The organism is Citricoccus nitrophenolicus, from assembly GCF_047305825.1.
Lineage (GTDB): Bacteria > Actinomycetota > Actinomycetes > Actinomycetales > Micrococcaceae > Citricoccus > Citricoccus nitrophenolicus.
On record NZ_CP063070.1, the window covers coordinates 2440817 to 2465048 of the forward strand.

At 71.8% G+C, this 24232-nt stretch carries 18 protein-coding genes; 8 read left to right on the forward strand and 10 right to left on the reverse strand.

All coding sequences use genetic code 11. The features are described 5' to 3' along the window. Positions 1-3 precede the first annotated feature (3 nt). From IMT31_RS11220 to nikE, 3 genes are read left to right on the forward strand one after another with little or no spacing between them, the layout of a single operon-like run. Positions 4-1050: an ABC transporter permease gene (locus IMT31_RS11220; RefSeq protein ID WP_413542829.1), complete on the forward strand. Its 1047-nt coding sequence runs from the start codon at positions 4-6 to the stop codon at positions 1048-1050. After that, complete coding sequence (locus IMT31_RS11225; RefSeq protein WP_345355900.1) at positions 1047-1961, forward strand: ABC transporter permease; 915 nt, start codon at positions 1047-1049, stop codon at positions 1959-1961. Before IMT31_RS11220 ends, IMT31_RS11225 begins: the two co-directional genes overlap by 4 nt. Next, entirely contained in the window at positions 1961-3835 is a 1875-nt protein-coding gene (gene nikE / locus IMT31_RS11230) for a nickel ABC transporter ATP-binding protein NikE (protein ID WP_413542830.1), read from the forward strand. The genes IMT31_RS11225 and nikE overlap by 1 nt, the downstream gene beginning before the upstream one ends. 179 nt (positions 3836-4014) lie before the next feature. Here the strand turns inward: nikE and IMT31_RS11235 are convergent, their stop codons facing one another. Continuing rightward, a complete protein-coding gene (locus IMT31_RS11235) occupies positions 4015-5097 on the reverse strand; it encodes an aldo/keto reductase (RefSeq protein ID WP_413542831.1) in 1083 nt (360 codons plus the stop codon). Positions 5098-5168: 71 nt separating this feature from the next. On the opposite strand from IMT31_RS11235, the gene IMT31_RS11240 reads away from it, so the two are divergent. Continuing rightward, positions 5169-6059, forward strand: a complete 891-nt coding sequence (locus tag IMT31_RS11240) for an SRPBCC family protein (protein ID WP_413542832.1) — start codon at positions 5169-5171, stop codon at positions 6057-6059. Positions 6060-6150: 91 nt separating this feature from the next. Continuing rightward, complete coding sequence (locus IMT31_RS11245) at positions 6151-7794, forward strand: AMP-binding protein (protein ID WP_413542833.1); 1644 nt, start codon at positions 6151-6153, stop codon at positions 7792-7794. 129 nt (positions 7795-7923) lie between these two features. On the opposite strand, the gene IMT31_RS11250 is transcribed toward IMT31_RS11245, so the two are convergent. Beyond that, a complete protein-coding gene (locus IMT31_RS11250; RefSeq protein WP_413542834.1) occupies positions 7924-9327 on the reverse strand; it encodes a tRNA guanosine(34) transglycosylase Tgt in 1404 nt (467 codons plus the stop codon). A gap of 88 nt (positions 9328-9415) precedes the next feature. Here IMT31_RS11250 and IMT31_RS11255 point away from each other — a divergent pair, with 88 nt between their 5' ends. Both IMT31_RS11255 and IMT31_RS11260 read left to right on the forward strand, forming a co-directional pair. Then, positions 9416-10573 carry an FUSC family protein gene (locus IMT31_RS11255; RefSeq protein WP_413542835.1) on the forward strand — a complete coding sequence of 386 codons (1158 nt, stop codon included), beginning with the start codon at positions 9416-9418 and terminating at the stop codon, positions 10571-10573. Between the two features lie 61 nt (positions 10574-10634). Further along, on the forward strand, positions 10635-11108 hold the full coding sequence (locus IMT31_RS11260) for a lipopolysaccharide assembly LapA domain-containing protein (RefSeq protein ID WP_345355882.1): 474 nt from the start codon (positions 10635-10637) through the stop codon (positions 11106-11108). A gap of 46 nt (positions 11109-11154) precedes the next feature. On the opposite strand, the gene IMT31_RS11265 is transcribed toward IMT31_RS11260, so the two are convergent. The 3 genes from IMT31_RS11265 to IMT31_RS11275 all read right to left on the reverse strand — a co-directional run bounded on the left by IMT31_RS11265 (position 11155) and on the right by IMT31_RS11275 (position 14022). Continuing rightward, entirely contained in the window at positions 11155-12084 is a 930-nt protein-coding gene (locus tag IMT31_RS11265) for a DUF6707 family protein (RefSeq protein ID WP_345355879.1), read from the reverse strand. Positions 12085-12087: 3 nt separating this feature from the next. Further along, positions 12088-12627, reverse strand: a complete 540-nt coding sequence (locus IMT31_RS11270; protein ID WP_413542836.1) for an NUDIX hydrolase family protein — start codon at positions 12625-12627, stop codon at positions 12088-12090. A 177-nt stretch (positions 12628-12804) separates the two neighbouring features. Beyond that, complete coding sequence (locus tag IMT31_RS11275) at positions 12805-14022, reverse strand: NADH:flavin oxidoreductase/NADH oxidase (RefSeq protein WP_345355873.1); 1218 nt, start codon at positions 14020-14022, stop codon at positions 12805-12807. Positions 14023-14100: 78 nt separating this feature from the next. Here IMT31_RS11275 and IMT31_RS11280 point away from each other — a divergent pair, with 78 nt between their 5' ends. Next, complete coding sequence (locus IMT31_RS11280) at positions 14101-14409, forward strand: hypothetical protein (protein ID WP_345355870.1); 309 nt, start codon at positions 14101-14103, stop codon at positions 14407-14409. A 17-nt stretch (positions 14410-14426) separates the two neighbouring features. Here the strand turns inward: IMT31_RS11280 and IMT31_RS11285 are convergent, their stop codons facing one another. The 5 genes from IMT31_RS11285 to IMT31_RS11305 all read right to left on the reverse strand — a co-directional run bounded on the left by IMT31_RS11285 (position 14427) and on the right by IMT31_RS11305 (position 24189). Continuing rightward, entirely contained in the window at positions 14427-16226 is a 1800-nt protein-coding gene (locus IMT31_RS11285; protein ID WP_413542837.1) for a hypothetical protein, read from the reverse strand. A gap of 51 nt (positions 16227-16277) precedes the next feature. Beyond that, the gene (locus tag IMT31_RS11290; protein WP_413542838.1) at positions 16278-16892 is read right to left on the reverse strand and encodes a DedA family protein; all 615 of its coding nucleotides are present in this window, start codon (positions 16890-16892) and stop codon (positions 16278-16280) included. Further along, complete coding sequence (locus IMT31_RS11295; protein ID WP_413542839.1) at positions 16889-17917, reverse strand: pseudouridine synthase; 1029 nt, start codon at positions 17915-17917, stop codon at positions 16889-16891. Before IMT31_RS11295 ends, IMT31_RS11290 begins: the two co-directional genes overlap by 4 nt. Before the next feature lie 41 nt (positions 17918-17958). Next, entirely contained in the window at positions 17959-19020 is a 1062-nt protein-coding gene (locus IMT31_RS11300) for a DNA-formamidopyrimidine glycosylase family protein (protein WP_413542840.1), read from the reverse strand. Between the two features lie 75 nt (positions 19021-19095). Then, complete coding sequence (locus tag IMT31_RS11305; protein WP_413542841.1) at positions 19096-24189, reverse strand: ATP-dependent helicase; 5094 nt, start codon at positions 24187-24189, stop codon at positions 19096-19098. Positions 24190-24232: the final 43 nt, after the last annotated feature.

The following is a 24232-nucleotide window of genomic DNA, read 5'->3' on the forward strand; positions in this document are numbered from 1 at the left end:
GCCATGACACTGACCACCGACCTCCACCCCACATCGGAACCACCCACGCCGGCACCGGTGCCTGCTCCCACCTCCGCGCCGGGGCCTCGCCACCGCCCCACGGCCGCCGCCCTGGCGGCCCGGATCGGGCGCAAGCTGGCCGGCGCCGTGATCGTGGTGTGGGCCGCGGCCACCATCACCTTCCTCATCCAGACGCTGCTGCCCGGGGACCGGGCCACGCTGCTGCTGAACCAGCAGACGGGCCAGGTCCAGGAGCGCACCCCGGAGGAGCTGGCCCCGATCAACGCGATGTTCGGCTTCAACGATCCGTTGCCGGCCCAGTACCTCGACTTCATCGGCGGCTTGCTCCGGGGCGACCTCGGCATCTCCTATACGCTCTACCAACCGGTCACCACGGTGATCGGGGACCAGATCGCCCCCACCGTCATCCTCACCTTCACCGCGCTCGCCGTGGCCTGGGCCCTGGCCATCGTCCTGTTGGTGCTCACGGCCCGGCGCACTCCCTGGGTGTCCCGGCTCTTCTCGGGACTGGAGGCGGCCGCGGCCGCGCTGCCACAGTACTGGCTGGGCATCATCCTGCTGGTGGTCTTCGCCCTGTGGCTGGGGATCTTCCCCGTGGTCTCCGGCGCCGGCACGGCCGGTCTCGTCCTGCCGGCGCTGACCCTCGGGATCCCGCTGGCCGGCTTCCTGGCCCAGGTGATGCGCACCGAGTTCGAGCGGGCCCTGGACGAACCCTTCGTGCTCACCGCCCGGGCCCGTGGACTGTCCGATTCCGGGGTCCGCATCCGCCATGTGCTGCGCCACTCGCTGCTGCCCGGGCTCAGTCTGACCGGCTGGGCGGTGGGGGCCCAGTTCTCCGCCGCCGTGATCGCCGAGAACGTCTTCGCCCGCCCCGGTCTCGGCCGGGTCCTCGTCACCGCTGTCAATGGCCGGGACCTGCCGGTGGTCTGCGGGGTGGTGATGCTGGTGGCCGTGATCTACGTGATCACCAACCTGGTGGTGGACACCGCCTACATCCTCGTAGACCCACGCCTGAAGGAGTCAGCATGAGCGCCCCCACCCTGGTCTCTGCCACCGGCACGTCAACGGCCCCCACGCACGACGCCGGCCCGGTCACCTCGGCCGGCCCCGGTGCCTCCTCCAGCCCCGGCCCCTTCCGGCGGGTGCCGGTCACGGTCTGGATCGCCGCCGCGTTCGCGGCGCTGCTGGTCATCGCCTCCTTCGCCCCCTCACTGCTGGCCACGGCCGACCCGCGGGCCATCGAGCTCGGCGCCCCATTGGCCCCGCCGAGCCTGGACCACTGGTTCGGCACGGACCAGTCCGGCCGGGACCTGTACTCGAGGATCGTGCACGGCACGGGCCAGTCCCTGTTGATCGGTCTCGGCGCCACCGGCGTCGGGGTGGGACTGGCGGTGGTGTTCGGCTCCTGGGCCGCCCTCGGCGGTCGCTGGGCGGATGCCGTCATCGGCCGGGCGATCGAGGTCCTCTTCGCCTTCCCGATCCTGCTGCTGGCCATGGTGTTCATCGCCGTCTACGGGCCCTCCATTCCGACGCTGATCCTCGCGGTCGGACTGGGGATCGCCCCCGGCTACGCCCGCATGGTCCGGGCCCAGGTGATGTCCGTGCACCGCTCCGGCTACGTCCAGGCGGCCCGCGCCCTGGGGCACCCGCCGGTGCGGATCCTCACCCGGCACGTGCTGCCCAACGCCCTACGTCCCCTGCTGGCAGTGCTCACCCTGGGGATCGGCCAGTCGATCGTCTGGGCCTCCGGGCTGGCGTTCCTGGGCTTCGGAGTGGCCCCGCCCTCCCCGGAATGGGGTGCCCTGCTGGAGGCGGGCCGCCCCTACATCACCGCCGCCTGGTGGCTGGAGATCATCCCGGGGCTGGCCGTGCTGGCCACCGCCCTGACCGCCACCTCGCTGGGCAAGTACGTGGAGTCCACCCTCGAAGGAGAACGCTGATGAACGCCCTCACCGCCACCGTCCCCACCGCCACCATCCCCAACGCCGCGGTCACCACCGCGGGCCTGGCCGCAGCTCCCGCCGCCAGCACCGCGCCCGGAGCGGGGCCCCTGCCCGCCGGCCCCGAGCCGCTGGCCAGCCTGGAGCATCTCAACGTCTGGTTCGCCGACGCCCACGGCCATCGCCGCCACGTGGTCCACGACGTCTCGCTCGACATCCACCCGGGGGAGTGCATCGCGATCATCGGGGAGTCCGGCTCCGGCAAGTCGGTCACGGCCCGCACGCTGATCGGGCTGACGGGACCCAACTCCCATGTGGAGGCCGCCACGGCCACCGTGTTCGGCCGTCCGGTGCAGGGATTGAGGGACCAGGACTGGAGCGCGATCCGTGGCCGGGACCTCGGCTTCATCCTCCAGGACGCCCTCGTCTCCCTGGACCCGCTGCGCCCGGTGGGTGCCGAGATCGGTGAGTCGCTCCGCGTTCACGGTGTGCGGGACCGCGCCGAACGGGCCCGGCGGGTGGAGCAGCTGCTGGCCGAGGTGGGTGTCCCCGAGCCGCGCCTGGTGGCGGGGCAGCGCCCGGACCAGCTCTCGGGCGGGTTGCGGCAGCGCGCCCTGATCGCCGCAGCCATCGCCAATCACCCGCCGCTCGTGGTGGCCGATGAGCCCACCACCGCCCTCGACGTCACCGTGCAGGCCCAGGTGCTGGACCTGCTGGCCCAGCGCAAGGCGGACGGCACCGCGATCCTGCTCATCAGCCACGACTTCTCCGTGGTGGGCCGCCTGGCGGACCGCGTGCTCGTCATGCAGGGCGGCAGGATCGTGGAGTCCGGCACCGCCGCAGAGGTACTGCGGGATCCGCAGCACGCCTACACACGCCAGCTGCTGGACGCCGTGCCCTCCGGGCATACCCGCGGTGAGTACCTGACCGAGGACGGCCGGTCCCGCGCCGCAGCGCGCAGCGCGGCGGCCGGGACCATCCAGCGCCGGGCCCCGGCCGCCGTCGGGCCAGCGCTGGGCCGGGAGCCGGCGGACCGGGAGCAGGGGCCCACGCCGGCCGCGACGCCCGCCGTGCTCTCCGCGCGGGGGCTGACGAAGTCCTACCGGGGGCCGGACGGCCGGGACCGTGCGGTGGTGCAGGACGTGGCCTTCGACGTGTACGCGGGGCGGACGCTGGGGATCGTGGGGGAGTCCGGCTCCGGGAAATCGACCACGGCGTCGATGGCCCTGGGATTCATCGCCCCGGATGCCGGCACCGTGCTGCTGGACGGGGAACCGTGGAGTGCGCTGTCCGTGGCGGGGCGCCGTGCCCGCCGCCGCGAGGTCACTGTGGTCTACCAGGACCCCTTGAGCTCCTTCGACCCTCGGTGGACCGGCGAACGGATCCTCACGGATGCGCTGGATGCCGGTGCCGTCCCCGGGCTGTTCTCCTCGGCCCGGGCGAGGCGGGCCCATCGAGCGGAGCAGGCAGAGCGGGCGGCCGGGCTGGCCCGGGTGGTCGGCCTGGCCCCCGAACACCTGGCCAAGCACCCGCTGCGGCTCTCCGGCGGTCAGCGGCAGCGGCTCTCGATCGCCCGGGCGCTGGCCCCCGAGCCGAAGGTGGTGGTGCTGGACGAGGCCGTCTCCGCCCTGGACGTCTCCGTGCAGGCCCAGGTGCTGGACCTGCTGGCGGAGCTGCAGGAGACCCTGGGGACCACCTACCTGTTCATCTCCCATGACCTCGGCGTGATCCATCACCTCAGCCACGAGATCCTGGTCATGAAGGATGGGGCGGCCGTGGAGTACGGGGAGGCGGACCGTGTGTTCGAGGCCCCGGAGCACGGCTACACCCGGACCCTGCTGGACTCCCTCCGGGCCCTCTCCGCCTCGGCCTGACCCGGCTGAACGGCGCGCCCGCCTGAAATTTCCGGCCACACTGATCCTGCCGAGTCACAAGGATTACCCCAGTGGCTCGGCAGGATCAGTGTGATCTGGCGGACGGACAGTGGAACGGCGGACGGACAGTGGAACGGCGGACGGGCAGTGGAAGGACGGTGGAAGGAGGCCGGTGAACCTCAGTTGATCCGGGCGGAGACGTTCCAGATGTCGATGGAGGACACCTCGCCGGGCCTCTTGCCGGTGATCTCATCGATCCGGGCCAGCTCCTCGTCACTGAAGGGAGCGCTGCCCAGGGCACCCAGGTTCTCATCCAGCTGCGCCGTGGAGGACGCGCCCAGCAGCACGGAGGTCACCCCGCCCGGCCGCAGCAGCCAGGAGATGGCCAGCTGTGCCAGGGACTGCCCGCGCTCGCCGGCCACCTCGTTCAGGGCTCGGACCATGTCCAGGTTCTCCGGCGTGAGGTGGCCACTCAGGGAGGTGCGGCCGCCGGAGGGGGCGGCGCCGTCGTCGTGCAGGTACTTGTCCGTCAGCAGTCCCTGGGCCAGCGGGGTGAAGGCGATCGATCCCATGCCCTGATCGGCCAGCGTGTCCAGCAGTCCGTCCTCCACCCAGCGGTTCAGCAGGGAGTAGGCCGGCTGGTGGATGACCAACGGGGTGCCCAGTTCCCGGGCGATCCGCTGCGCCTCGACGGTCCGCTCGGGAGAGTAGGAGGACAGGCCCACGTAGAGCGCCTTGCCCTGCTGCACCAGTGTGTGGAGGGCACCGATGGTCTCCTCCAGGGGCGTGTCCGCATCCGCGCGGTGGGAGTAGAACAGGTCCACGTAGTCCAGGCCCATCCGCTGCAGGGACGCCTCAGCGGAGGCCAGGATGTACTTCCGGGACCCGAGGTTTCCGTACGGCCCCGGCCACATGTTCCAGCCCGCCTTCGAGGAGATGACCAGCTCGTCCCGGTAGCGGCCCAGGTCCTTGGCCAACACGCGGCCGAAGTTCTCCTCGGCGGATCCGGCGGGCGGCCCGTAGTTGTTGGCCAGGTCGAAGTGGGTGATGCCCCGGTCGAAGGCATGGGTGAGGATCTCCCGTTGCGTGGAGAAGGGGCGGTTGTCCCCGAAGTTCCACCACATCCCCAGACTGATCGGCGGCAGTGCGAGGCCGGTGGCCCCCACCCGGCGGTAGGTGGTGGACTCGTAGCGGTCTGCTGCGGCCACATAGGGGGTGTGATGTTCGGACGTGGGGGCGGGGTGGATCTCGCCGGTGGTCATGCAGTTCCTCCAAGACATTCATCGGTCCTCTACCGTGGAGCACTGTACGCCCCTGATGGCAGGCTGGGGAGATGAGCGAAACACAGGGCCATCCGGCCGTCGGAGGCGAACCCATCGCCCGGTTCGAGCGGGAGGGCCCGGGTTGCCGCACCCTCGTGGAGGTGACCGTCCCCGCAGCCGCCGAGGACGTGTGGGAATCGGTTGCCACCGGCCCGGGCTACCGGCGCTGGTTCGTCGAGGCCGAGCTGGAGCCCCGCGTGGGCGGTGCCCTGGTCACCCACCATGGTGACTTCGGCGACTCCGAGGGCACCATCACCGCCTGGGATCCGCCCCACCGCTATGCGTACGTGGAACCCGCTTGGATGGGGGAGGGCACCCCGGTCCCGGACTGGACCACAGAGATCTCCCTGGAGCCCGTGCCCGACGACGGCCCGCCGGCCACCCGGGTCCTGCTCACCAGCGGCGTGGCCACCGAGGCGGACACCTGGGGAGAGGACATCGAGGGCACCCTGCCGGGTTGGCGGTCCGCGCTGCGGCTGCTGACCGAGTTCCACACCCACTTCGCCGGCCGGGAGACCGCCCAGGCCCTGGTGATGCGCGAGGTCCCTGCGGGGCACCGACTCACGGAGCTGCTGGGACTGGACGGGGCCGTCGTCGGGCAGCAGGCCACCGCCCGGGCCGAGGCCGGTGGGCGGCAGCTCGAGGTGACCGGCACGGTGATCGAGGCGAACGGCGGCCCGCGCGGGGAGGGGCCGGCTCAGCAGGACTCCGTGGTGCTGCGCGTAGCGGAGGGGGCGGCACCGGGCGTCTACGAGTTCGGCACCATGCAGTACGGCGAGACGCGCATGTCCGTGGTGCGCGGCTACGTTCACGTGCCGGCCGCCGCGGAACCGGGAGCCGCTGAGGCCGCCCGAGACGTGGAACAGGACTGGGCCGCCGTCCTCGACGCGCTCCTGGCGTGAGCCCTCCGCGCCGATGGTATTCGATTCCATTTGACCTGAGACTCAGTCCCAATCCATAGTGGTCTGCGTCACCCGTGTAGAGGAGTCACCGATGTCCACCACGAATGCCCCCACCTCCCCGCCCTCAGCCGCGCTGGCGGCTCAGAACGAACCACTGTCCCCGCTGGGCTTCCTGGGCCGCTCCGCCGCCGTGTTCCCCGAACGTGAGGCCGTGGTCTACGGCAGCCGCCGGTCCACCTACCGCGAGTTCGCCCAGGAGGTCCAGCAGTTGGCCAAGGCGCTCGCGGCGCGCATCACCGCGGGGCAGACCGTCACCGTGATCGCCCCGAACATCCCGGAGATGCTGATGGCGCACTTCGCGGTGCCACTGGCCGGCGGCAGGCTCAGCGCCCTCAACCCGCGCCTGACCTCGCGCGAGCTGGAGTACATCTTCGCCCACTCGGAGGCCGCCGTGGTGCTCGCCGACGGGGATGTGGCGGACTCCGTGCGGAGCATCGCCGCCGGGCTGGAGAACCCCCCATTGGTGGTGGAGATCGTGGACGACGAGGCCGGCCACACCGCCCCCGCCGCCGGTGGCTGGGTCTACGAGGACTTCCTGGCCCAGGCGCCGGCAGGCCCCGACCTGCCCTGGCGGGTCGAGGACGAGGAGGCGCCCATCGCCCTGAACTACACCTCCGGCACCACCGGGCCGCCCAAGGGCGTCATCTACACCCACCGCGGCGCCTACCTCGCCGCTCAGGGAGAGGTGTTCCACAACGGCTACACCGGCTCCACGAGGTACCTGTGGACGTTGCCGATGTTCCACTGCAACGGCTGGTGCATGCCCTGGGCCGTGACCGCGGCGGCTGGAACGCACGTGTGCCTCCGAGCCGTGCGGCAGGACGCCCTGTGGGAGGCGATGGACGGTGAGGGAATCACGCACCTGTCCGGTGCCCCGATCGTCTGCTCCATGCTGGTGGAGGCCGAACGAGCGCATGAGCTGGACCGCGAGGTGCGGATGACCACGGCCGGGGCCGCCCCGCCGCCCTCGGTGATCGAGGGCCTCGAGACCCTGAACATCACCCCGGTGCACGTCTACGGCCTGACCGAGTGCTACGGGCCGTTCACCATCTGCGAGCCTCAGGAGGCCTGGAGGGACCTGTCCCGCAGCGAACGGGCCCGGCTCATGGCCCGGCAGGGCGTGCCGATGGTCCACGCGGCCGGCGTGGAGATCATGGACTCTGACCTGAACATCCTGCCGGCCGACGGTGAGTCGATGGGGGAGGTGGTGCTGCGGGGCAACGGCGTCATGGCGGAGTACTACAAGAACCCGGAGGCCACCGAGGAGGCCTTCCGCGGTGGCTGGTACCACACCGGCGATCTCGGGGTGAAACACCCGGACGGGTACATCCAGTTGCGTGACCGCCTCAAGGACATCATCATCTCCGGCGGCGAGAACATCTCCTCGATCGAGGTCGAGGGTGTGCTGCACGGCCACCCCCAGGTGGCTGACGCCGCCGTGGTCGGTGTCCAGGATGACAAGTGGGGCGAGCGGCCCATCGCCTACGTGGTCACCGAGGCCGCCATCGAGGGATCCGGCCGGGTGACCGCCGAGGAGCTCCGCGCCCTGTGCAAGGAGAATCTGGCCGGGTTCAAGGTGCCCGACCGGATCGAGTTCGTGGATGAGCTGCCCCGCACCGCCACCGGCAAGATACGCAAGAACGCCTTGCGGACCCTGCAGGACCAGGCCGGCTGACGAGAGGCCCGGGACCGCCGGGTCCGCCCGGGACCGCTGGGACCACCGGGCGCAAAGTGACAGTACCCCGTCACAACGGTGGGGGTGATGTCACTTTGCGCCTCGTGGGGGTCAGGACTCTCGTGGGGGTCAGGACTTGGGTGCGTAGTAGCGGCCCAGCACCTCGTCCTTGAGTTCGTAGAACGTCCCGTCCATGATGGACGCGCGGATCCGGTCCACCAGGCGCACGGTGAAGCGCTCGTTGTGGATGGACACCAGGGTGTGCGCCACCATCTCCTTGGCCTTGATCAGGTGGTGGATGTAGGCGCGGGTGTAGTGGGCGCAGGTGTAGCAGTCGCAGCCGTCCTCCAGAGGCCCGAAGTCCCGCTTGTACCTGGCTCCGGGCAGGTTGAAGCGGCCGTCTGCGGTGTAGAAGGCCCCGGTGCGGGCCACCCTGGTGGGGGAGACGCAGTCGAAGGTGTCTGCGCCGTTCTCCACGGAGGTGAACAGGTCGTCCGGCTCGGAGATGCCCAGCAGGTGCCGCGGCTTGTCCTCGGGCAGCGCTGAGGCGCACCAGCCGACGATGGTGCCCAGGTTCTCCTTCTCCAACGCCCCGCCGATCCCGTAGCCGTCGAAGCCGTGCTCGATCATTGCGGCACCGGTTCCGCCACCGGTCGGGCCGCCGTCGGGAAAGCTCGCCTGCATCCCGGCCAGGTCCCCGCAGGCCTTGAGCCGCAGGTCCTCGAACTGGGCTCCCTGGATGACGCCGAACAGGGCCTGGTAGGGCTTGCCCTCTCGCTCGGCGGTCAGCCGGGCGTGCTCGTCGAGGCAGCGCTGAGCCCAGCGGCGGGTACGCTCCAGCGCCTCCTCCTGGTAGCCGCGGGAGTTGTGCAGGGTGGTCAGCTCGTCGAAGGCGAACATGATGTCGGCGCCGAGCTGGTGCTGAATGCCCACGGACACCTCGGGGGTGAAGCGGTGCCGGTCCCCGTTGAGGTGGGACTTGAACCAGACCCCGTCCTCGTCCACGTTGGCCAGCCGCTCCTTGCCGGGGGCCACCGCGTCATCGGCACCCTGAGCGGCGGGGGCCTTCGGGCCGTTCATGTCGATGACCTTCTTGAACCCGGATCCGAGGCTCATCACCTGGAAGCCGCCCGAGTCCGTGAAGGTGGGCCCGGGCCAGTTCATGAACCGGCCGAGCCCTCCCGCCTCGTCCAGGATCTCCGGGCCGGGCTGCAGGTACAGGTGGTAGGCGTTGGCCAGCAGGGCCTGACCGCCCAGCGCGGCCATGGCCTCCGGCAGCACCGCCTTCACGGAGGCCTGCGTGGCCACCGGAATGAACCCCGGGGTCTGGATGGTGCCGTGCGGGGTGGTGATGGTCCCGGCCCGTCCGTGGCGCGGCTGCCCGTCCGGCCCGGTCAGGCGGTGCCCGACGGCGAAGGTGAAGTCCCGCGGCGAGGCGGCGGTGGGTTCCGGGCCGGCCTCGGGGGATGCGGCGCCGAGGGGGGCGTCCTCCGCGGCGTGCCCTGCGTTACGGGCGGTCGTCTGATTGGTCACGATGGTGGGGGTTCCTTCTGTTGCGGGCCTGTCCTCAATGGTATGTATCAGGGGAGAGATCCATGACCAGAGCAGATTGAGGGGGCCGGTGGCAGACCAGCCGGAGGAGGCGGGCGGACAGGACAGGGTCCGTCTCGCGGACCTCAACCCGATCCCCGCACTGTTCACGATGGCCCCGGCCCACCGGGACCACGAGGTGGCCATCCGCTGCGGCATCACCGTGCTGGTCCCGCTGGTGACCCTGCTGTTGATCGGCAGGATCGATCTGGCCATCTTCGCCTCCTTCGGAGCCTTCACCGGGATCTACGGCCGCAATCTGGACCACGGCGCCCGGTTGCTGATGCAGGCCAGGGGCGGTGCCCTGATGTTCGTGGTGCTGCTGTTGGCCACCCTGGCCGGGCGCAACGGCCTGTCGGGGACGCAGGACCCATGGGCCCTGGTGGGGCTCACCACCCTGGTGGCCGGGTCCTGCGCCGTGGTGGCCGCCTACTGGAACCTGCGTCCCTCGGGCTCCCTGTTCCACATCTTCGCCTTTGCGGCCGTCTCCTCGGTGCCCTATCAGCCACTGCTGGGGGAGTCGCTGCTGGCGGCTGCGGCCACCATCGTGTTCGCGCTCCTGGTGGGGATCTCCGCACGGGTGGTTCCCCGCAACCGCCACCGGATCCGGCGGCCGGTGGGAGAGCCCGTGACCGGACTCCGTCACCGGCTGGTCTGGTCCGAGGCGTCCTGGTATGTGGTGGCCGCCGGGTTGTCCGGCTCGGTGGCCACCGCTCTGGGGCCCGTGCTGGGGATCGAGCACAACTACTGGGCCATGGTGGCCGCCGTGGTCCCACTCGTGGGCCACTCCACCCGTTACCGCGTCAACCGAGGCATCCAGCGCATCATCGGCACCTTCATCGGTCTCCTGGTGCTGGCCGCGGTGCTGTGGACCCAACCGCCGCTGTGGGCGATCGTGCTGATCATCGCCGGGTTGCAGTGCACTGCGGAGTTGTTCATCGCCCGTCAATACGTCCTGGCGCAGATCGCCGTCACCCCCTTGGCCCTGCTGTCCACGGTGCTGGCGATGAGTGCCTCCTCCACGGAGGTCGAGACCTCGGGGCTGGTCTATGACCGGTTCATCGAGACGATGATCGGTGCCGTCGTCGGCATGGCCTGCGTCCTCACCCCGTGGGCCTGGCGCAAATGGGTGCTGCGCTCAGACAGCCCCGCGAGGATCAACCCCGCCGGTGGGCCCGGGCAGAGTTGAGTGGGACAGTGAACAGCAGTAGCTTGACGTGTACCAACCGGTGACGAGAGCGAGATCTGACATGGACCGTAGACCCGAGCCCTCTCGAGGCGAGCAGATTCCCGAGGCACCGTCCGGCACGCATCCCGCCGATGGCCTGGGGGACCCCACCGCCGTACGTTCCCCGGAGGAGACGTCGGGGGCCGTTGAACCGGTGTCACCACGCGAGCGCGAGGTCGCACCGCCGTCGGCCATCGATCCCTCCCTGGACAACCCCACCCGCACGGGCCTCAGTGGCGGAACCTGGATCGCCCTGATCCTCGGCGCCGTGGTGCTCGTGATGCTGCTGATCTTCATCCTCCAGAACAACGTGGAGGCGGACTTCGCCTACTTCGGCTGGAGTTTCACCCTGCCGCTGGGGATCGCCATGCTGTTCGCGGCGATCGCCGGGGTACTGGTGATGGGACTCTTCGGCTCCGTGCGGCTGCTCAAGCTCGGCCGCCGGGTGCGCAGACTGGAGAAGGAGCGCGAGGCCATCAAGGCCCAGCTCCGGTAGGAGCCGGACCTGCGGGTGCCGGCGGGGCAGCAGGTCCGTCCCGGGGTCAGCCCTCGCCGGCTTCCGCGATCCGGTCAGCCAGGCCGCGCAGGGCGGTCACCTCGCGGCGCACGCGGCGGTCCAGTTCCTCCTCGCTGAAGGTCTCGGACCCGCCCCGGGCCCGCAGGTACATCAGCGTGGCCAACCGGGACTCGCGCCATTGACGCTCCCCGGCCAGATCGCCGGACCCCTCGGCCCGCAGCACCTCACGGTCGTAGAGGTTCGGTTCGTTCAGCTGCCGCTGGCGGATCTCGGCGGTCCGCTGGGCTCGGATCGGGTCCGTCTCGGCCTCGTCCGGTTCGGACAGCCGGGCCCCGGCTGCCCGGCCCTCGACCTCCTCGCCGCGGTGGAAGTGGATGTTGGCGGCCAGGGCCAGCGAGGACTCGATCGACTTCCACCGTCCCATCGCCCCGTCGTAGGGCAACTGGGTCAGCAGCGTGGTCAGCGTCAGGGCCCCGTCCGAATCGTCCAGGTCGATGAACAGGTGCCGGGCCAGGGTGTCGATGTCCTCGAGCTGCGAGCCCGAGCGCAGGTTGATGCCGCGGGAGAGCTTGGAGGCCACGGACAGCACGTGCTGGTTGTCCGGGTGCAGCTGGGCCACCTGGACCACGGTGGCCTCGGGCGATCCCTCCTCCGCGGGGGACAGGTCCGTGCCGGCGTCCAACGCCGGGGCGGGACGGTGGGTGCGCACGCGGATGGTGGACCCGAAGGCGATCCGCACCTCACGGCCGTCCTCCAGCGTGGCCACCACGAGAGCCGGCGTGCCGAAGTCGTCCCGCGAGGTGCGCACCTGGGCCACCGCGGACGAAGCGTCCCCCTGGCGCTTCAGGAAGCGGTCTCCCGGCCCGACCTGCTGGGCCTTGACGGAGCGCAGGTAGTCTCCGCCGGCGTCGTGCTGGCCGGTGGTCTGCCCGGTCTGGGGATGAGGGGTGGTCATGGTTCAGCGCCCCCAGCCCACGTGCGCCAGCGCCTGGCGGACCAGGTTCCCCCGGCCGCCGATGAACTCGGACTGGACCTCCTCGCTGAGGGCCTCCTCAGGCGTCAGCCAGGACAGCTCCAGCGCGTCGCCACGGGGCTGGCACTCCCCGGCCACCGGCACCAGGTAGGCCAGGGCCACCGCATGCTGGCGGTCATCCGTCAGGCCCGTCTCGGAGGGGCTCGGGAAGTACTCGGCCACGGTGAACGGGATGACCGAGGGCGGCAGCTGCGGCAGGGCGAGCGGGCCCAGGTCCTTCTCCAGGTGGCGCATCAGGGCTGCCCGGACGGTCTCGCGGTACATCACCCGGCCGGAGACCAGGGTGCGGCGCAGGTAGCCCTCGGCATCCGCCATGTACAGCAGGCCGATCTCCGAGACATACCCGAGGGCGTCCAGGCGGACCGGCAGGGCCTCCACGTAGACCATGGGCAGGCGGCGGCGGGCCTCGTAGAGATCCTCTTCCGACAGCCACCCGGGATACGGGTCGGGGGTGCGAACGCTCATGCCCTCAGTTCTACCCGAGTCCGGTGCACCGGTCACGCCGACTGCCCGCGGAGGGGGCGGTCCAGGCGAACAATCATCCCCGCGGGCATGGGGGAGAACTCCCCATGACCGCAGGTGGCGGCGACGGATGGGTGCCCCCATGTTCGTACTGACCCGGGCAAGACAGCACCCCTGACGTCAGCCTGCCATGCCGGCCCCCACCGGCTCGGCCGCCGCTTCCTGACGCACCGGGGTGGACGTCCGGCCCCAGGAGCCGCGGTGGTAGGCGGGGGCCATCAGCTCGCGGTACCGCTCGTCACCGAGGGACTCGGCGGCCTCCACGGGCCAGTTCGGGTGCACCAGGGCCGCCCGGCCGATGTCCACGGCGTCCGCCCGGCCCTCGGTGAGCACCGACTCGGCGAGCTCCGGATCGGTGATGGCCCCGACGGCCGAGACGAACAGCCGGCGCGCGCCGGCGTCCTGCCCCTGATCCCCTGCGAGGCCCTGCCCCGCGCCCAGGGCGAGGTCCGCTGTCCCGGAGTGCACCGCCTCGGCCAGCGGGACCTGGTAGGCGGGTCCCTTGGGGCCCTGGTAGACGTCCCCGATGCCGCCGGAGGACACGTCCACCCAGTCCAGGCCGAGCCCGGCCAGCTCGCGCACGAGGGCCACGGTGTCCTGCTCACCCCAGCTGTCCTCGAGCCAGTCCGAGCCGGAGAGGCGGATGCCCAGGATCTTCTCGGAGGGCCAGACGGCCCGCACGGCCTCGGTGACGCGGCGGGCGAAGCGTGTGCGGTTCTCGAAGGAGCCGCCCCACTCATCGGTCCGGCGGTTGGTGACGGGGGAGAGGAACTGGTGGATGAGGTAGCCGTGCGCACCGTGGATCTGGACGGCGTCGAATCCGGCCTCGTCCGCCCGGCGGGCGGCCTCGGCGAAGGCGGTGATGGTGTCCTCGATCTGGGCGGGGGTCAGCTCGCGGGTGGGGCCCACGGCGCTGACGGCCGGAACGCCGGAGGGGGAGAGGGTCTCCCAGCCGCCCTCGTCCAGGGGGATGGCACCATCCGGGTATCCGGGATGGGCGGGCCAGGTGGAGGCCTTGGACCCCGCGTGGGCCAGCTGGATGGCCGGCACGGCGCCCTGGGAGCGGATGAAGGCGGTGATCGGTGCCCAGGCATCTCGCTGGCTGCTGTTCCACAGACCCGTGTCCTGGTCCGAGATGCGGCCCTCCGGGACCACGGCGGAGGCCTCGGCCACCACCATCCCGAAGCCGCCGGCGGCGCGCGCGCCCAGGTGTGTCAGATGCCAGGGGCCGGGCACACCGTCCTTGGCGGTCACCATGTACTGGCACATCGGCGGGAGGATGACCCGGTTGCGCAGGGTCACACCGGATACGGTCACGGGGTCGAAGAGAAGACTCATGCTCGGCACAACCACCTCCGGGCCTGCGGATATTCCACTGGACGGGGTGGGCTGGGGCACGGTTCGTAGAATGGGCCGATGCCCTCCTTCCGCGTCCGCCTGCCCATCGGTGACCTGCTGCCCGGCCATGCCCCCGAGGAGGTCATGTACACCGCGGAGGCCGTGCTCGGCTCCATCTACCGGGTGGAGGCCAAGGACCTGGAGGTGGTCGCCCGGATCCCGCGGATCGTGTTGCGCTTCACCGTGCCCGAGTCCTCCTGGGACGCGGAACGAGCCGCGGCCGTCACGGCCGCCGGCCAGATGCGCGACGCCGTCCGGGAGGTCGCGCAGACCGGTCGGCTCGATGTGCTGCGCCGGGTCCGCGGACGGTGGGTGCCGGAGGTCTGAGGGCCACCGGCACGGCCCTAGAAGTCGTCGACCTCGTGGCCGAGCGCCGCCCGGTGCTCGGCGTGGTTGATCCGGTAGCGCCGGTTCTCGGTGGCCAGCAGCACCACGAACAGTCCCATGGCGGCCACGATCGCCACCCACACCGAGGTCATGGAACCGACGAGCCGGGGCACGAGGATCGCCGCCAGCCCCCAGGAGAGGCCGAGGGCGATGGTGATGCGGCCGCGCTCGGTCATCGCCATGAAGGCCGCGCCCCAGATCACCACCACGAGGGTGAGCACGGCCCACACGGAGCCGGGGATCCAGAGCAGGTTGATGCCCAGCGACTGCAACCAGATGGACGCGTTGGTGGCTGCGAAGATCAGCGCCCAGCCGGTGAACAGCCCGATCGTCCCGTCGGTGACGGCCCGTTCGGCACGGCTCCGCGCCGTGTAGAGGTTCAGTTGGTGGACACAGTCCACCAGGAGGTAGCCCAGGGCCAACCACACGAACAGCTCCACGCCGAGCAGTACGCCCGTGCGGGCGATGACGAACCACGCCACGGCCAGGACCATGGCACCGGACATCCGCCAGCCGGTGGCCCGTTGGCGGTCCGCGGCGGCCTGTGAGGGCAGCCACTGGTGCACCGTGTAGATCCCCATCGCCAGCCAGAGCAGAGGCCAGGCGAACTGCTGCCAGGGCGCCATGGACAGCATGGAGAACCCACCCCGGAATCGGCCCTCGTGCAGCTCGTGCAGCCAGGGCCCGGTGGCGTCCTCGCCCAGGAGGCCGAGGCCGAAGACCCCGCCGAGCACGAACACCGCGTAGGCCACGGTGACGGTCATCCGGCGGGCCAGATCGGGGAAGGCGGGGGCCGGGTCCGGTTCCAGGGAGGGCAGGTTGTAGGGCGGGATGTATCCGGCGGGGGCCGGTTCCGGCCCCCGGTCCAGGGTGGCCACGGGTGGGCGCGAACGCCTGACGGTGGCGGCCTCGATGGCCTGGGCCTTCTCCACGATCCGGTCTCGGTGACGCCACTCCGGCAGCGAGGCCCGGGCGCGGTCCAACAGTTCGGCGTCCGTGAGGTTCTCGCCCCGATCCTCGAGCATGGCGCGGCGGTCTGCGGGCGGGACCCAGTCCGTGCCGTCGGACTCCCGGGCGGCCGTCTGCAGCGCCCACGTCTCGCGTTCGCGCTGCCGGGCCAGCCATTCCTCGTGTTCCTGGCGCTCCATCTCCTGGCGCAGCGCCTCCTCCTCGGCGCGCTGAAGCTCCAGAAGGCGCTCCCGCTCCTGGCGGGCCTCCTCCTCGGCCTGGCGCTGGGCCTCCAGCTCGGCCTCCTCGGCGGCGATCCGCTCGGCTTCGATCCGGCCCCGTTCGGCCTGCTCGGCGGCCCGTTGGCGTTCGAGCTCGGCCTGCCGTTCGGCCTCGATCCGGTCCCGTTCCGCCTGCTCCTGCGCGAGGCGCCGCTCCTCGGCCTTGCGCACCCGCTCCGCCTCACGGTGTGCCTTCTGCCGCTCGTAGGCGGCCTTCATGGTGGCGGGGGAGTCATAGATGGACTGTGAGACCTTGTCCCAGTCGGGTTCGCCCAGGCCGTCGAGCCAGTCGTTGAAGGACTCCAGGGGGCCGTGGGTCTCCTGGGTGTTGGCGTGGCGCAGTCGCGGAGCAGGGGGCGTGTCCGTGGGCGCGGTCCCTTCCCGCTCGGCCGGCTCGGCCTTCTCAGGTCCCTCGGCCCCCTCAGGCCCCTCGGTACGCTGGGCCGACTCGGGCTGCGGCGCTCGTTCGGCCGGCTCCACTCGATCGGGCCTCTGGGCGGTACCGCCCGTCTCCGCGGCTGCCTTCATGCGCTCCAGCGCGGCAGAGGAGGATGACGAGGACTCGTCCTGGTGCACTGTTCACCCCTCCTTGGAACGTCGTCGCACGGCGATGACCCCGGCAATGACCAACCCTGCAAGGGTACCCAATCCCATGCCCACCAATGCGCTGGCCCAGAACGGCAGGCCTGTCGCGCCGCCGGTGAACCATCCCAGGCCCACCATGTACACAGACCACACGGCAGATCCGCTTCCTGACAGGGCCAGGAAGGGCCGCCAGGGGATGCCGGCGATCCCGGCCGCCGCCATGGAGGCCGTCCGGCCGCCGGACACGAAGCGCAACACGAACAGGGAGGCGTAGCCCGGCGCCGGGCCGGCCTTGTCCAACAGTCTGAGGATTCCGCGGTGGATCCGCTGCCCCCAGCTCATTCGGTCCAACAGGCTCGTCAGTCGGTACCGGAACAGGGCGTAGAGCCCCGCGTCCCCGGCCCAGCATCCCAGCCAGGTGGCCAACAGGGAGGGGACCAGGCCCACGGTGCCCAGCTGGGCGAGGGCCCCCGAGCCGATGACGAGCAGTTCACTCGGCACGGGCGGGACGGGTGCGTCCAGGGCCACCAGCAGCGCGGTCAGCGGATGGAACCACCAGCCCAGTGACTCGACCCACGCCGCATCGAGCCCCACGCCCGTCCCGCTCATCGTCCGGGCTCCGGCCGCTCGCGCAGCTTCAGTCTGGAGGAGAACTGCCGCTCGGCCCCGGTCAACGGGTCGGTGAAACCGATCGTGTGGGCCAGCAACTGCAGCGGACGCTCGTGGTCATCCGGTGCCACGTCCTGCAGCACCGGATAGAACGCGTCGTTGAGGATGCCCAGCCCCAGCGCGGCCAGGTGCACGCGGAGCTGGTGGGTGCGTCCTGTGCGGGGGAACAGGCGGAAGTGCCCGACGCCGGCCCCGGCCCAGGTGCCCGCGGAGACTCCTCTGCCGAGCAGTTCGATGCGGGTCTCCGCGTTGGCCCCGACGGTGCCCTGGTTCGTCTTCCGGCCGGGCCGCGCGGGTGCCCCGGGACAGCGGCCCGACTCCCGCGGCCCGTAGTCCAGGGTGCGGGCCGTCAACACGCCCTTCACCTTGTCCATCCGATTGCGGTAGGTCAGGGGGAATCGGGTGGGGACGTCGGGGCTCGGACCGGACGGGAGCGCCGAGACGGCCTCATAGGTCTTCCACACCTGGCGCCGCTCGAAGAGCACCTGGTAGGGGCCGCGGGTGTCCGGATTCGTGGAGAACAGCAGGACGCCGGCGGTGGCGCGGTCGAGGCGGTGCATGGGGACGAGATGGTCCAGGCCGAGCTGGTTGCGCAGCCGGACGAGCGCGGACTCCTGGACGAAGCGGCCGCCGGGTGTGGTCGGCAGGAAGTGCGGCTTGTCCACGGCGAGCAGGTGCTCGTCCTGGTGCAGGACCGTCACGGGGAACGGGATCGGCTCCTCGTGCGGGACCGACCGGTAGTACCAGACGAAGTCGTGGATGCCCAGGGGCGTGGTCTCGGTGACCGCGGTGCCGTCCGCGGCGCGGACCTCGCCGGTGCGGAAGCGCTGGAGGATGCCGTCCGGGTCCACGTGCCCCCACCGGTGCAGGACGTAGTCGAGGACGGTCGTCCAGCCGGTGGCCGGCACGGAGAGGCGGGTCGCGTTGACGCCGTCGCGGACGGGCAGGGGTGGACGTTGGGGCACAGAACCAGTGTTCCAGACCGACTGACGGCTGGGCGCCGCTGTCATCGCTGGCAGTGTCTGCACCAGTACAGGGTGCGTTCCTGACCGGAACCCTCGCCGAGGTCTTCCACGGTGACCGGGCCGCCGCACCGCAGGCAGCCGTCCCGACGGCTGCCGTACACCCAGTAGAGCGGGTCCCGGCCGCGGGGGCCGGCTGCCGGTCTCCGGCCTGGCGAAGGGGGTGCGCCTCGCTCGGCTCCGGCACCTGTGGTGGCCACCGCGTCGAGGACCCGGACCCCGAAGGGGGCACTGGGGTCCGGGACCACGGCCGTGGTGGTCCGCCGTGGTGCCGGGCGGCCCGGTGCGGCGGGCGCGGTGTTGACGCGCATGAGGTCCCGGGCCAGGGCGATCAGCCCCGGCAGATCCGGCACGGAGGACACCGGCCGGTGCGGGTCCAGCCCGGCCAGCAGGAGGGCCTCACAGCGGTAGATGTTCCCGATCCCGGAGACCAGCCGCTGGTCCAGCAGAGCCAGGCCGATGGGCCGATCCGGCTGCTCCTTGAGCCGCTGGACGGACTCCTCCAGGAGGACCTCCGCCCGTTCGGGCTGCTGCCAGCCGGGATCGAGGAGATCCGGACCGAGGAACTCCAGCCGCTGGGCCACCTGATCGCGCGGCAGCACCTCGAGCAGTCCGAGGGAGAACCCGACCACCTGGTCCCGGGCAGTCTCCAGCACGCACCGCGCCTGCCAGCCCGGGTGACGCCAGCGCGGGGTCGCCCGGCCGCCGTCGGGGCCTAGCAGGGGGTAGGCCTCCCATCGCCCCTCCATTCTCAGATGGGAGAGCACCGTGAGGTCCCTGGCGCCAGCACCTCCGGGCCCCTCGGCTCCGTTGAGCTCAATCAGCAGGTACTTCGCCCACGGCTGTACCGTTCGAACGGTCAGTCCGGCCAGGTCGAGGGTGGCCAGCCGGGGCACCCGGAAGTCGGTGCGCGCCAGTTCCTGCCCCTCCAGGACCGGGCGCAGACGGTCTGCCAGCCGGACCAGGGAGTCACCCTCGGGCATGGCCCCGCAGCGGCCGGCGACCCACGCGAAGCGAGGGGAGCCGCCGTAGCCGTCCGTCGGCATCAGGGCGCGTCCGCCGTCCCAGGGCGGTCATCTCCGTCCCCGTCACGGAGGGGGAGGGGGATTCGGGCGACTCGGTCATGACCTGAACCTCAGCCCGGACGGCGAGGAGTAGAAGCCCGCCTCCAGCAGGGCGGCCGCCAGCCCGGTGCCCGTGATCGGCAGGCCATTGACCTTCTCCAGGGACATCTTCTCCACCCGCGCCGTCCGCAGTGCCCAAACCAGGGCGGCGGCCAGCGGTGCCTGTACGGACGGGTCCTCGGTGAACAGCAGCAGGGTCCGGCCGCCGCGTTCCACGTAGAGCGCCAGCTCTCCGGCCACGAGGACCACCACGGCGCCCGCCTTCCGGCCCGGCCGTTGACCGGTGGGCCGCACGCCGTCCGCCCCGGCCGGGAGCTCCGGCCACGGCAACGCGGACCCGTAGGGGTTGGCCGGATCGGTGGCGGCCAGGGCAACGGCAGACGGGGACGGCTGGGACCGGGGCGCCTGCCACGAGGAGGGGGTGGAGTCCTCCGCCACGTCCTGCCGCGAGAATCCGCGCAGCCGGTCCACCGTGGCGCCGGTGGAGAACTGGGCGGCTCCGAGGTGCTCGATGTAATAGCCGCGGCGCACCTGGCCGGCCTCCTCCATCCGGGACAGCAGCCGGTACTGGGTGGCGAAACCACCGGGGACCTCCTCGGCCACCACGGAGCCGCGGGTGATCACGCCATAGCGGTCCAGCAGATATTCGGCCGTCGCGTGGGCCCGGACGGTCGGATCAGGGGACGGCCCGGGCAGCAGGGACCAGCGCCCGGCAGCCCGGCCGGCCTCCACCGGGCCCAGGTCGGCCGGCAGGGCACCGGCACCACGGGCACCGATGCCCCCGGGGGCCGCTGCCTCGGCCCCCGTGCCGAAGCCGCCGGCGGTCTCCTCGAGCCGCCGCAACCGGGACAGGCGGGCTCCTCGTCCCGGCCGGGCCGGACGCGCCCGGGGCGAACGGGACCGGGACTTGTGCGCGGTGCGCCCCTGCCCCAGCAGCCCGCGGACGGGGGCGAAGGTGTCGTTGCCCACGAGCCCGGCCCACACCAGGTCCCACAGGGCAGTCAGCAGCTCGCTGGAGGACAGTCGCTCCGCGCCGGACGGGAGTGGACCGCCGGTGCTTGGGGCACCGGAGCCGAGGGTGTCGGCGCTGCCCTCCACCTGTGGGGCACGTGCGCGCTCGGCGAGCTGACCGAAGAACCATGCCCCGCCCCCGTGGAGCACCTCGAGCACCGCCCGGTGGGCTGGCCCGGGCTCGAAGCCCTCGGCCCGTCTCAGGGAGAGATCCGCGGTCTCGGCAGAGTGGAAGGCGATCCAGCCGTCATTGCCGCTGGCCGCCGCGGTGCCGGAGAACAGGAACTCCCCGCTGGCCAGCAGCTCGTCCAGCAGGGCCGGCGCGTAGTCGCGGACGCGGGAGGGCAGCACGTGGGACTCCCACGCGCTCGCGGGGACGGACACCCCGGAGAGCTGGTCCAGGACCGTGGCCACGCCGTCCACCCCGCTCAGGGTGGCGGGAGAGCCGCCCCCGGGGGCCGGGTCCACGTGCTGCCAGTCGGCGAGGAAGCGGGCGTAGCCGGACTGGTCCACCGGCTCGACCTCGGCCCGCAACGCGGCCAGCGAGCGGCGGCGGATGCGCCGCAGGACCTCGACCTCGCACCACTCGGCCTCCAGCGGACCGCCGGTGCGGGGCTCGCCGCCCTCGGGCCGGAACTGGCCCTCGCTCACCCGATGCTCCGTGGCAAGCCGCTGCAGCACCTGATGGACCACGGCGGCACCCAGTCCCAGCGCGGCTCCGGCCTCCGTGGCGGTGAAGGGGCCGTGGGTGCGTGCATAGCGGGAGACCAGGTCCCCGAGAGGGTCCACGACCGGCTCGATGAACGCGACCGGGATGCCCATGGGCAGGGCCACTCCGAGGGCGTCCCGCAACCGGGCAGCGTCCTCCACGGCGGCGTACCGCGTCTGCCCGGCCAGGCGGACCCTCAGGGCACGGTTCGCGGTGACCAGTCGGTCCAACAGCGCCGTGGCGTCCTCTTCGCCCTCCAGCCGGTCCGTGGCCTCCGGGGCGGACAGGGGGCCGAGCAGCCGGAGCAGGTCCGCCAGGCCCTCGGCACCCTTGACGCGGCGGTCCGGGGAGAGCCTCTGCAGGTCCGACTCCACCGACTCGATCACGGCGGGATCCAGCAGGTCCCGCAGCTCGGCACGGCCGAGTAGTTCGTTGAGCAGTCCCGGGTCCAGAGAGAGGGCCGCAGCACGGCGCTCGGCCAGCGGGGAATCGCCCTCGTAGATGAACTGGGCCACGTAGCCGAACAGCAACGACTGCGCGAAGGGGGAGGGGGACTGCGTGGTGGTCTCCACGAGCCGCAGCGACTTCGCCTCGATCCGGGTGGCGAGGTCCTTCAGGGCTGGCAGGTCATAGACGTCCTGCAGACACTCGCGGACGGTCTCGAGGATGATCGGGAACTGCGGGTACTTCCGGGCGACCTCGAGCAGTTGGGCCGAACGTTGACGCTGTTGCCACAGGGGGGTGCGTTGGCCCGGGTCCCGGCGAGGCAGCAGGAGGGCGCGGGCGGCGTTCTCCCGGAACCGGGCGGCGAACAGGGCCGAACCGCCCACCTCTGCGGTGACGACCTCCTCGAGCTCCTCCGCCGAGAACAGGAACAGCTCCGCCCCGGGCGGCTCCTCCTCCATCAGGGGCACCCGCAGGACGATCCCGTCGTCTGCGGCCATGGCCGAGCCGTCCATCCCGTACCGTGCGTGCAGCCGCGCCCCCACGGCCAGGGCCCACGGGGCGTGCACCGGCATCCCATAGGGGGAGTGCAGCACCACGCGCCAGTCCCCGAGCTCGTCATGGAACCGCTCCACCACGAGGGTCCTCTCGGTGGGCAGCTGTCCCGTGGCCTCCTGCTGCTCGGTCAGATACGCGGTCAGGTTGTCCCGGGCCCACTCATCCAGTCCGGCAGCCGCCAGTCGGTCGGCAGGGAGATCCCCGGACCCTCCGGCGACCTCGCGCCGGAAGGCGCCGACGGCTTCGCCGAGCTCGACGGGACGGCCCTCGGCATCGCCGCGCCAGAACGGGAGTCGGCCGGGCTGGCCGAAGGCGGGGATCACCAGCACCCGGTCATGGGTGATGTCCTGGATCTGCCAGCTGGTGGCCCCCAGGACGATCACGTCTCCCACGCGGGACTCGTAGACCATCTCCTCGTCCAGCTCGCCCACGCGGCGCCCGCCCGTGCGGGCGGTGCCGGCCTTCTCCTCCTCCGTGCCGGCCAGGAAGACCCCGAAGAGCCCCCGGTCCGGGATGGTCCCCCCGGAGGTGACGGCAAGCCACTGCGAGCCCGTGCGGCCGGTGAGGGTGCCGGCCTCGCGGTCCCAGACCAAGCGCGGGCGCAGCTCGGCGAACTCGTCCGAGGGGTAGCGGCCGGAGAGCAGGTCCAGCACGGACTCGTACGCCGAGTGCGGCAGGGTGGCGAAGGGCGCGGCGCGGCGGAGCCGGTCGAACCAGGCCTCCACGTCCAGCTCCTCCAGGGCGCAGGCGGCCACCGTCTGTTGGGCCAGGATGTCCAGCGGGTTGGCCGGGACGGACAGTGGCTCGATCCCCCCGGAGAGCATGCGTTCCACCACCACGGCGGTGTCCACGAGGTCCCCGCGGTGCTTGGGGAAGAACCAGCCGGTGGAGGTCTCGCCGACCTGGTGCCCGGCGCGGCCCACCCGCTGCAGGCCAGAGGCCACCGAGGGCGGGGACTCCACCTGGATCACCAGGTCCACTGCGCCCATGTCGATGCCGAGTTCCAGCGAGCTGGTGGCCACCACACAGCGCAGGGTGCCGGACTTCAGGGCGTCCTCGATCAGTGCCCGCTGCTCCTTGGACACCGAGCCGTGGTGGGCGCGGGCGAACTCGATGTCCTGGCCCTGCGAGGCGTGGCCGGCGGACTGGCCCGAGCCGCCCATCAGCTGGGCCGGGGCATGGCGTGGGGAAGCGCCCTTCGGTTCGGAGGGGTCGGAGGAGTCGGGGGAGTCGGGGGAGCCGGCCGGTTCGGAACGGCCCTGGCGCTGGGAGGGGGTGCCGCCGTCGGGCACCTGCTGCCGTTCCTCCCAGATCTCGTTGAGGCGGCCGGTCAACCGCTCGGCCAGGCGGCGGGAGTTGGCGAAGACGATGGTGGACCGGTTCGCGGCGACCAGGTCCACGATCCGCTCCTCCACATGCGGCCAGATCGAGGCGTTGGCCTGCAGGCCGGAGCCCGGTCCGAGATCATGGGCGGCGGGGGCAGCAGGCAGTTCCGTCATGTCCGGCACGGGGACCGTCACGTGGACGTCCCAGGACTTGGTGGAGGCCGGCGCCACCACGCGCACGGGCTGGATGCCGCCGAGGAAACGTGCCACCTCCTCGCGGGGTTCCACCGTGGCGGAGAGTCCGATGCGCTGCGCGGGGGCCTGCAGCAGGGCGTCGAGCCGCTCGAGGGAGACGGCCAGGTGCGCGCCGCGCTTGGTGCCGGCCACCGCATGCACCTCGTCCACGATCACCGTCTCCACCCCCGCGAGCGTGGCCCGGGCCTGGGAGGTCAGCATGAGGTAGAGCGACTCGGGGGTGGTGATGAGGATGTCCGGCGGGTGGCTGGCCAACTGCCGGCGCTCGCGGGCGGGGGTGTCCCCGGACCGGACGCCCACGCGGACCTCCGGGGGGTCCTCGCCGAGCCGCTTGGCCGTCTGCGTGATGCCGATCAGCGGCGTGCGCAGATTGCGCTCCACGTCCACGCCGAGCGCCTTGAGCGGGGAGATGTACAGGACGCGCGTCAGGTTCTTCGGCTTCTTCCCGGCGGGCGAGGTGCCCGACGCCGGCCGCTCGCCCGGCACGGACGCGGCACCTGCCGGGGTGCGGAGGAACCCGTCCAGGGCCCAGAGGAACGCGGACAGCGTCTTGCCCGAGCCGGTGGGGGCCACCACGAGCGCGTGCTGGCCCGTGGAGATGGCATCCCACGCACCCAGCTGGGCCGTCGTCGGCGCGGCGAAGGCACCCGCGAACCACTCGCGGGTGGCGGGGGTGAACCGGGCGAGGATCTCGTCCGCCGGGGCGGACGGGACACCGGCGCCGGCGGGCGCATCGGAAGCGGCGCCGGTAGGTGACCGGCCGGCGTCGGGAGCGGGGTTCGGGGCCATCGCGGCCATGCTACGCCGAGGTCCGGACGTGGTACCGCGTCAT

Bases quoted from the DNA above. Each gene is read 5' to 3' on its own strand.
- IMT31_RS11220 (WP_413542829.1), top strand. From the start codon at position 4: ATGACACTGACCACCGACCTCCACCCCACATCGGAACCACCCACGCCG.
- IMT31_RS11225 (WP_345355900.1), top strand. From the start codon at position 1,047: ATGAGCGCCCCCACCCTGGTCTCTGCCACCGGCACGTCAACGGCCCCC.
- nikE (WP_413542830.1), top strand. From the start codon at position 1,961: ATGAACGCCCTCACCGCCACCGTCCCCACCGCCACCATCCCCAACGCC.
- IMT31_RS11235 (WP_413542831.1), bottom strand. From the start codon at position 5,097: ATGACCACCGGCGAGATCCACCCCGCCCCCACGTCCGAACATCACACC.
- IMT31_RS11240 (WP_413542832.1), top strand. From the start codon at position 5,169: ATGAGCGAAACACAGGGCCATCCGGCCGTCGGAGGCGAACCCATCGCC.
- IMT31_RS11245 (WP_413542833.1), top strand. From the start codon at position 6,151: ATGTCCACCACGAATGCCCCCACCTCCCCGCCCTCAGCCGCGCTGGCG.
- IMT31_RS11260 (WP_345355882.1), top strand. From the start codon at position 10,635: ATGGACCGTAGACCCGAGCCCTCTCGAGGCGAGCAGATTCCCGAGGCA.
- IMT31_RS11265 (WP_345355879.1), bottom strand. From the start codon at position 12,084: ATGACCACCCCTCATCCCCAGACCGGGCAGACCACCGGCCAGCACGAC.
- IMT31_RS11270 (WP_413542836.1), bottom strand. From the start codon at position 12,627: ATGAGCGTTCGCACCCCCGACCCGTATCCCGGGTGGCTGTCGGAAGAG.
- IMT31_RS11275 (WP_345355873.1), bottom strand. From the start codon at position 14,022: ATGAGTCTTCTCTTCGACCCCGTGACCGTATCCGGTGTGACCCTGCGC.
- IMT31_RS11280 (WP_345355870.1), top strand. From the start codon at position 14,101: ATGCCCTCCTTCCGCGTCCGCCTGCCCATCGGTGACCTGCTGCCCGGC.
- IMT31_RS11285 (WP_413542837.1), bottom strand. From the start codon at position 16,226: ATGAAGGCAGCCGCGGAGACGGGCGGTACCGCCCAGAGGCCCGATCGA.
- IMT31_RS11290 (WP_413542838.1), bottom strand. From the start codon at position 16,892: ATGAGCGGGACGGGCGTGGGGCTCGATGCGGCGTGGGTCGAGTCACTG.
- IMT31_RS11300 (WP_413542840.1), bottom strand. From the start codon at position 19,020: ATGCCGACGGACGGCTACGGCGGCTCCCCTCGCTTCGCGTGGGTCGCC.
- IMT31_RS11305 (WP_413542841.1), bottom strand. From the start codon at position 24,189: ATGGCCCCGAACCCCGCTCCCGACGCCGGCCGGTCACCTACCGGCGCC.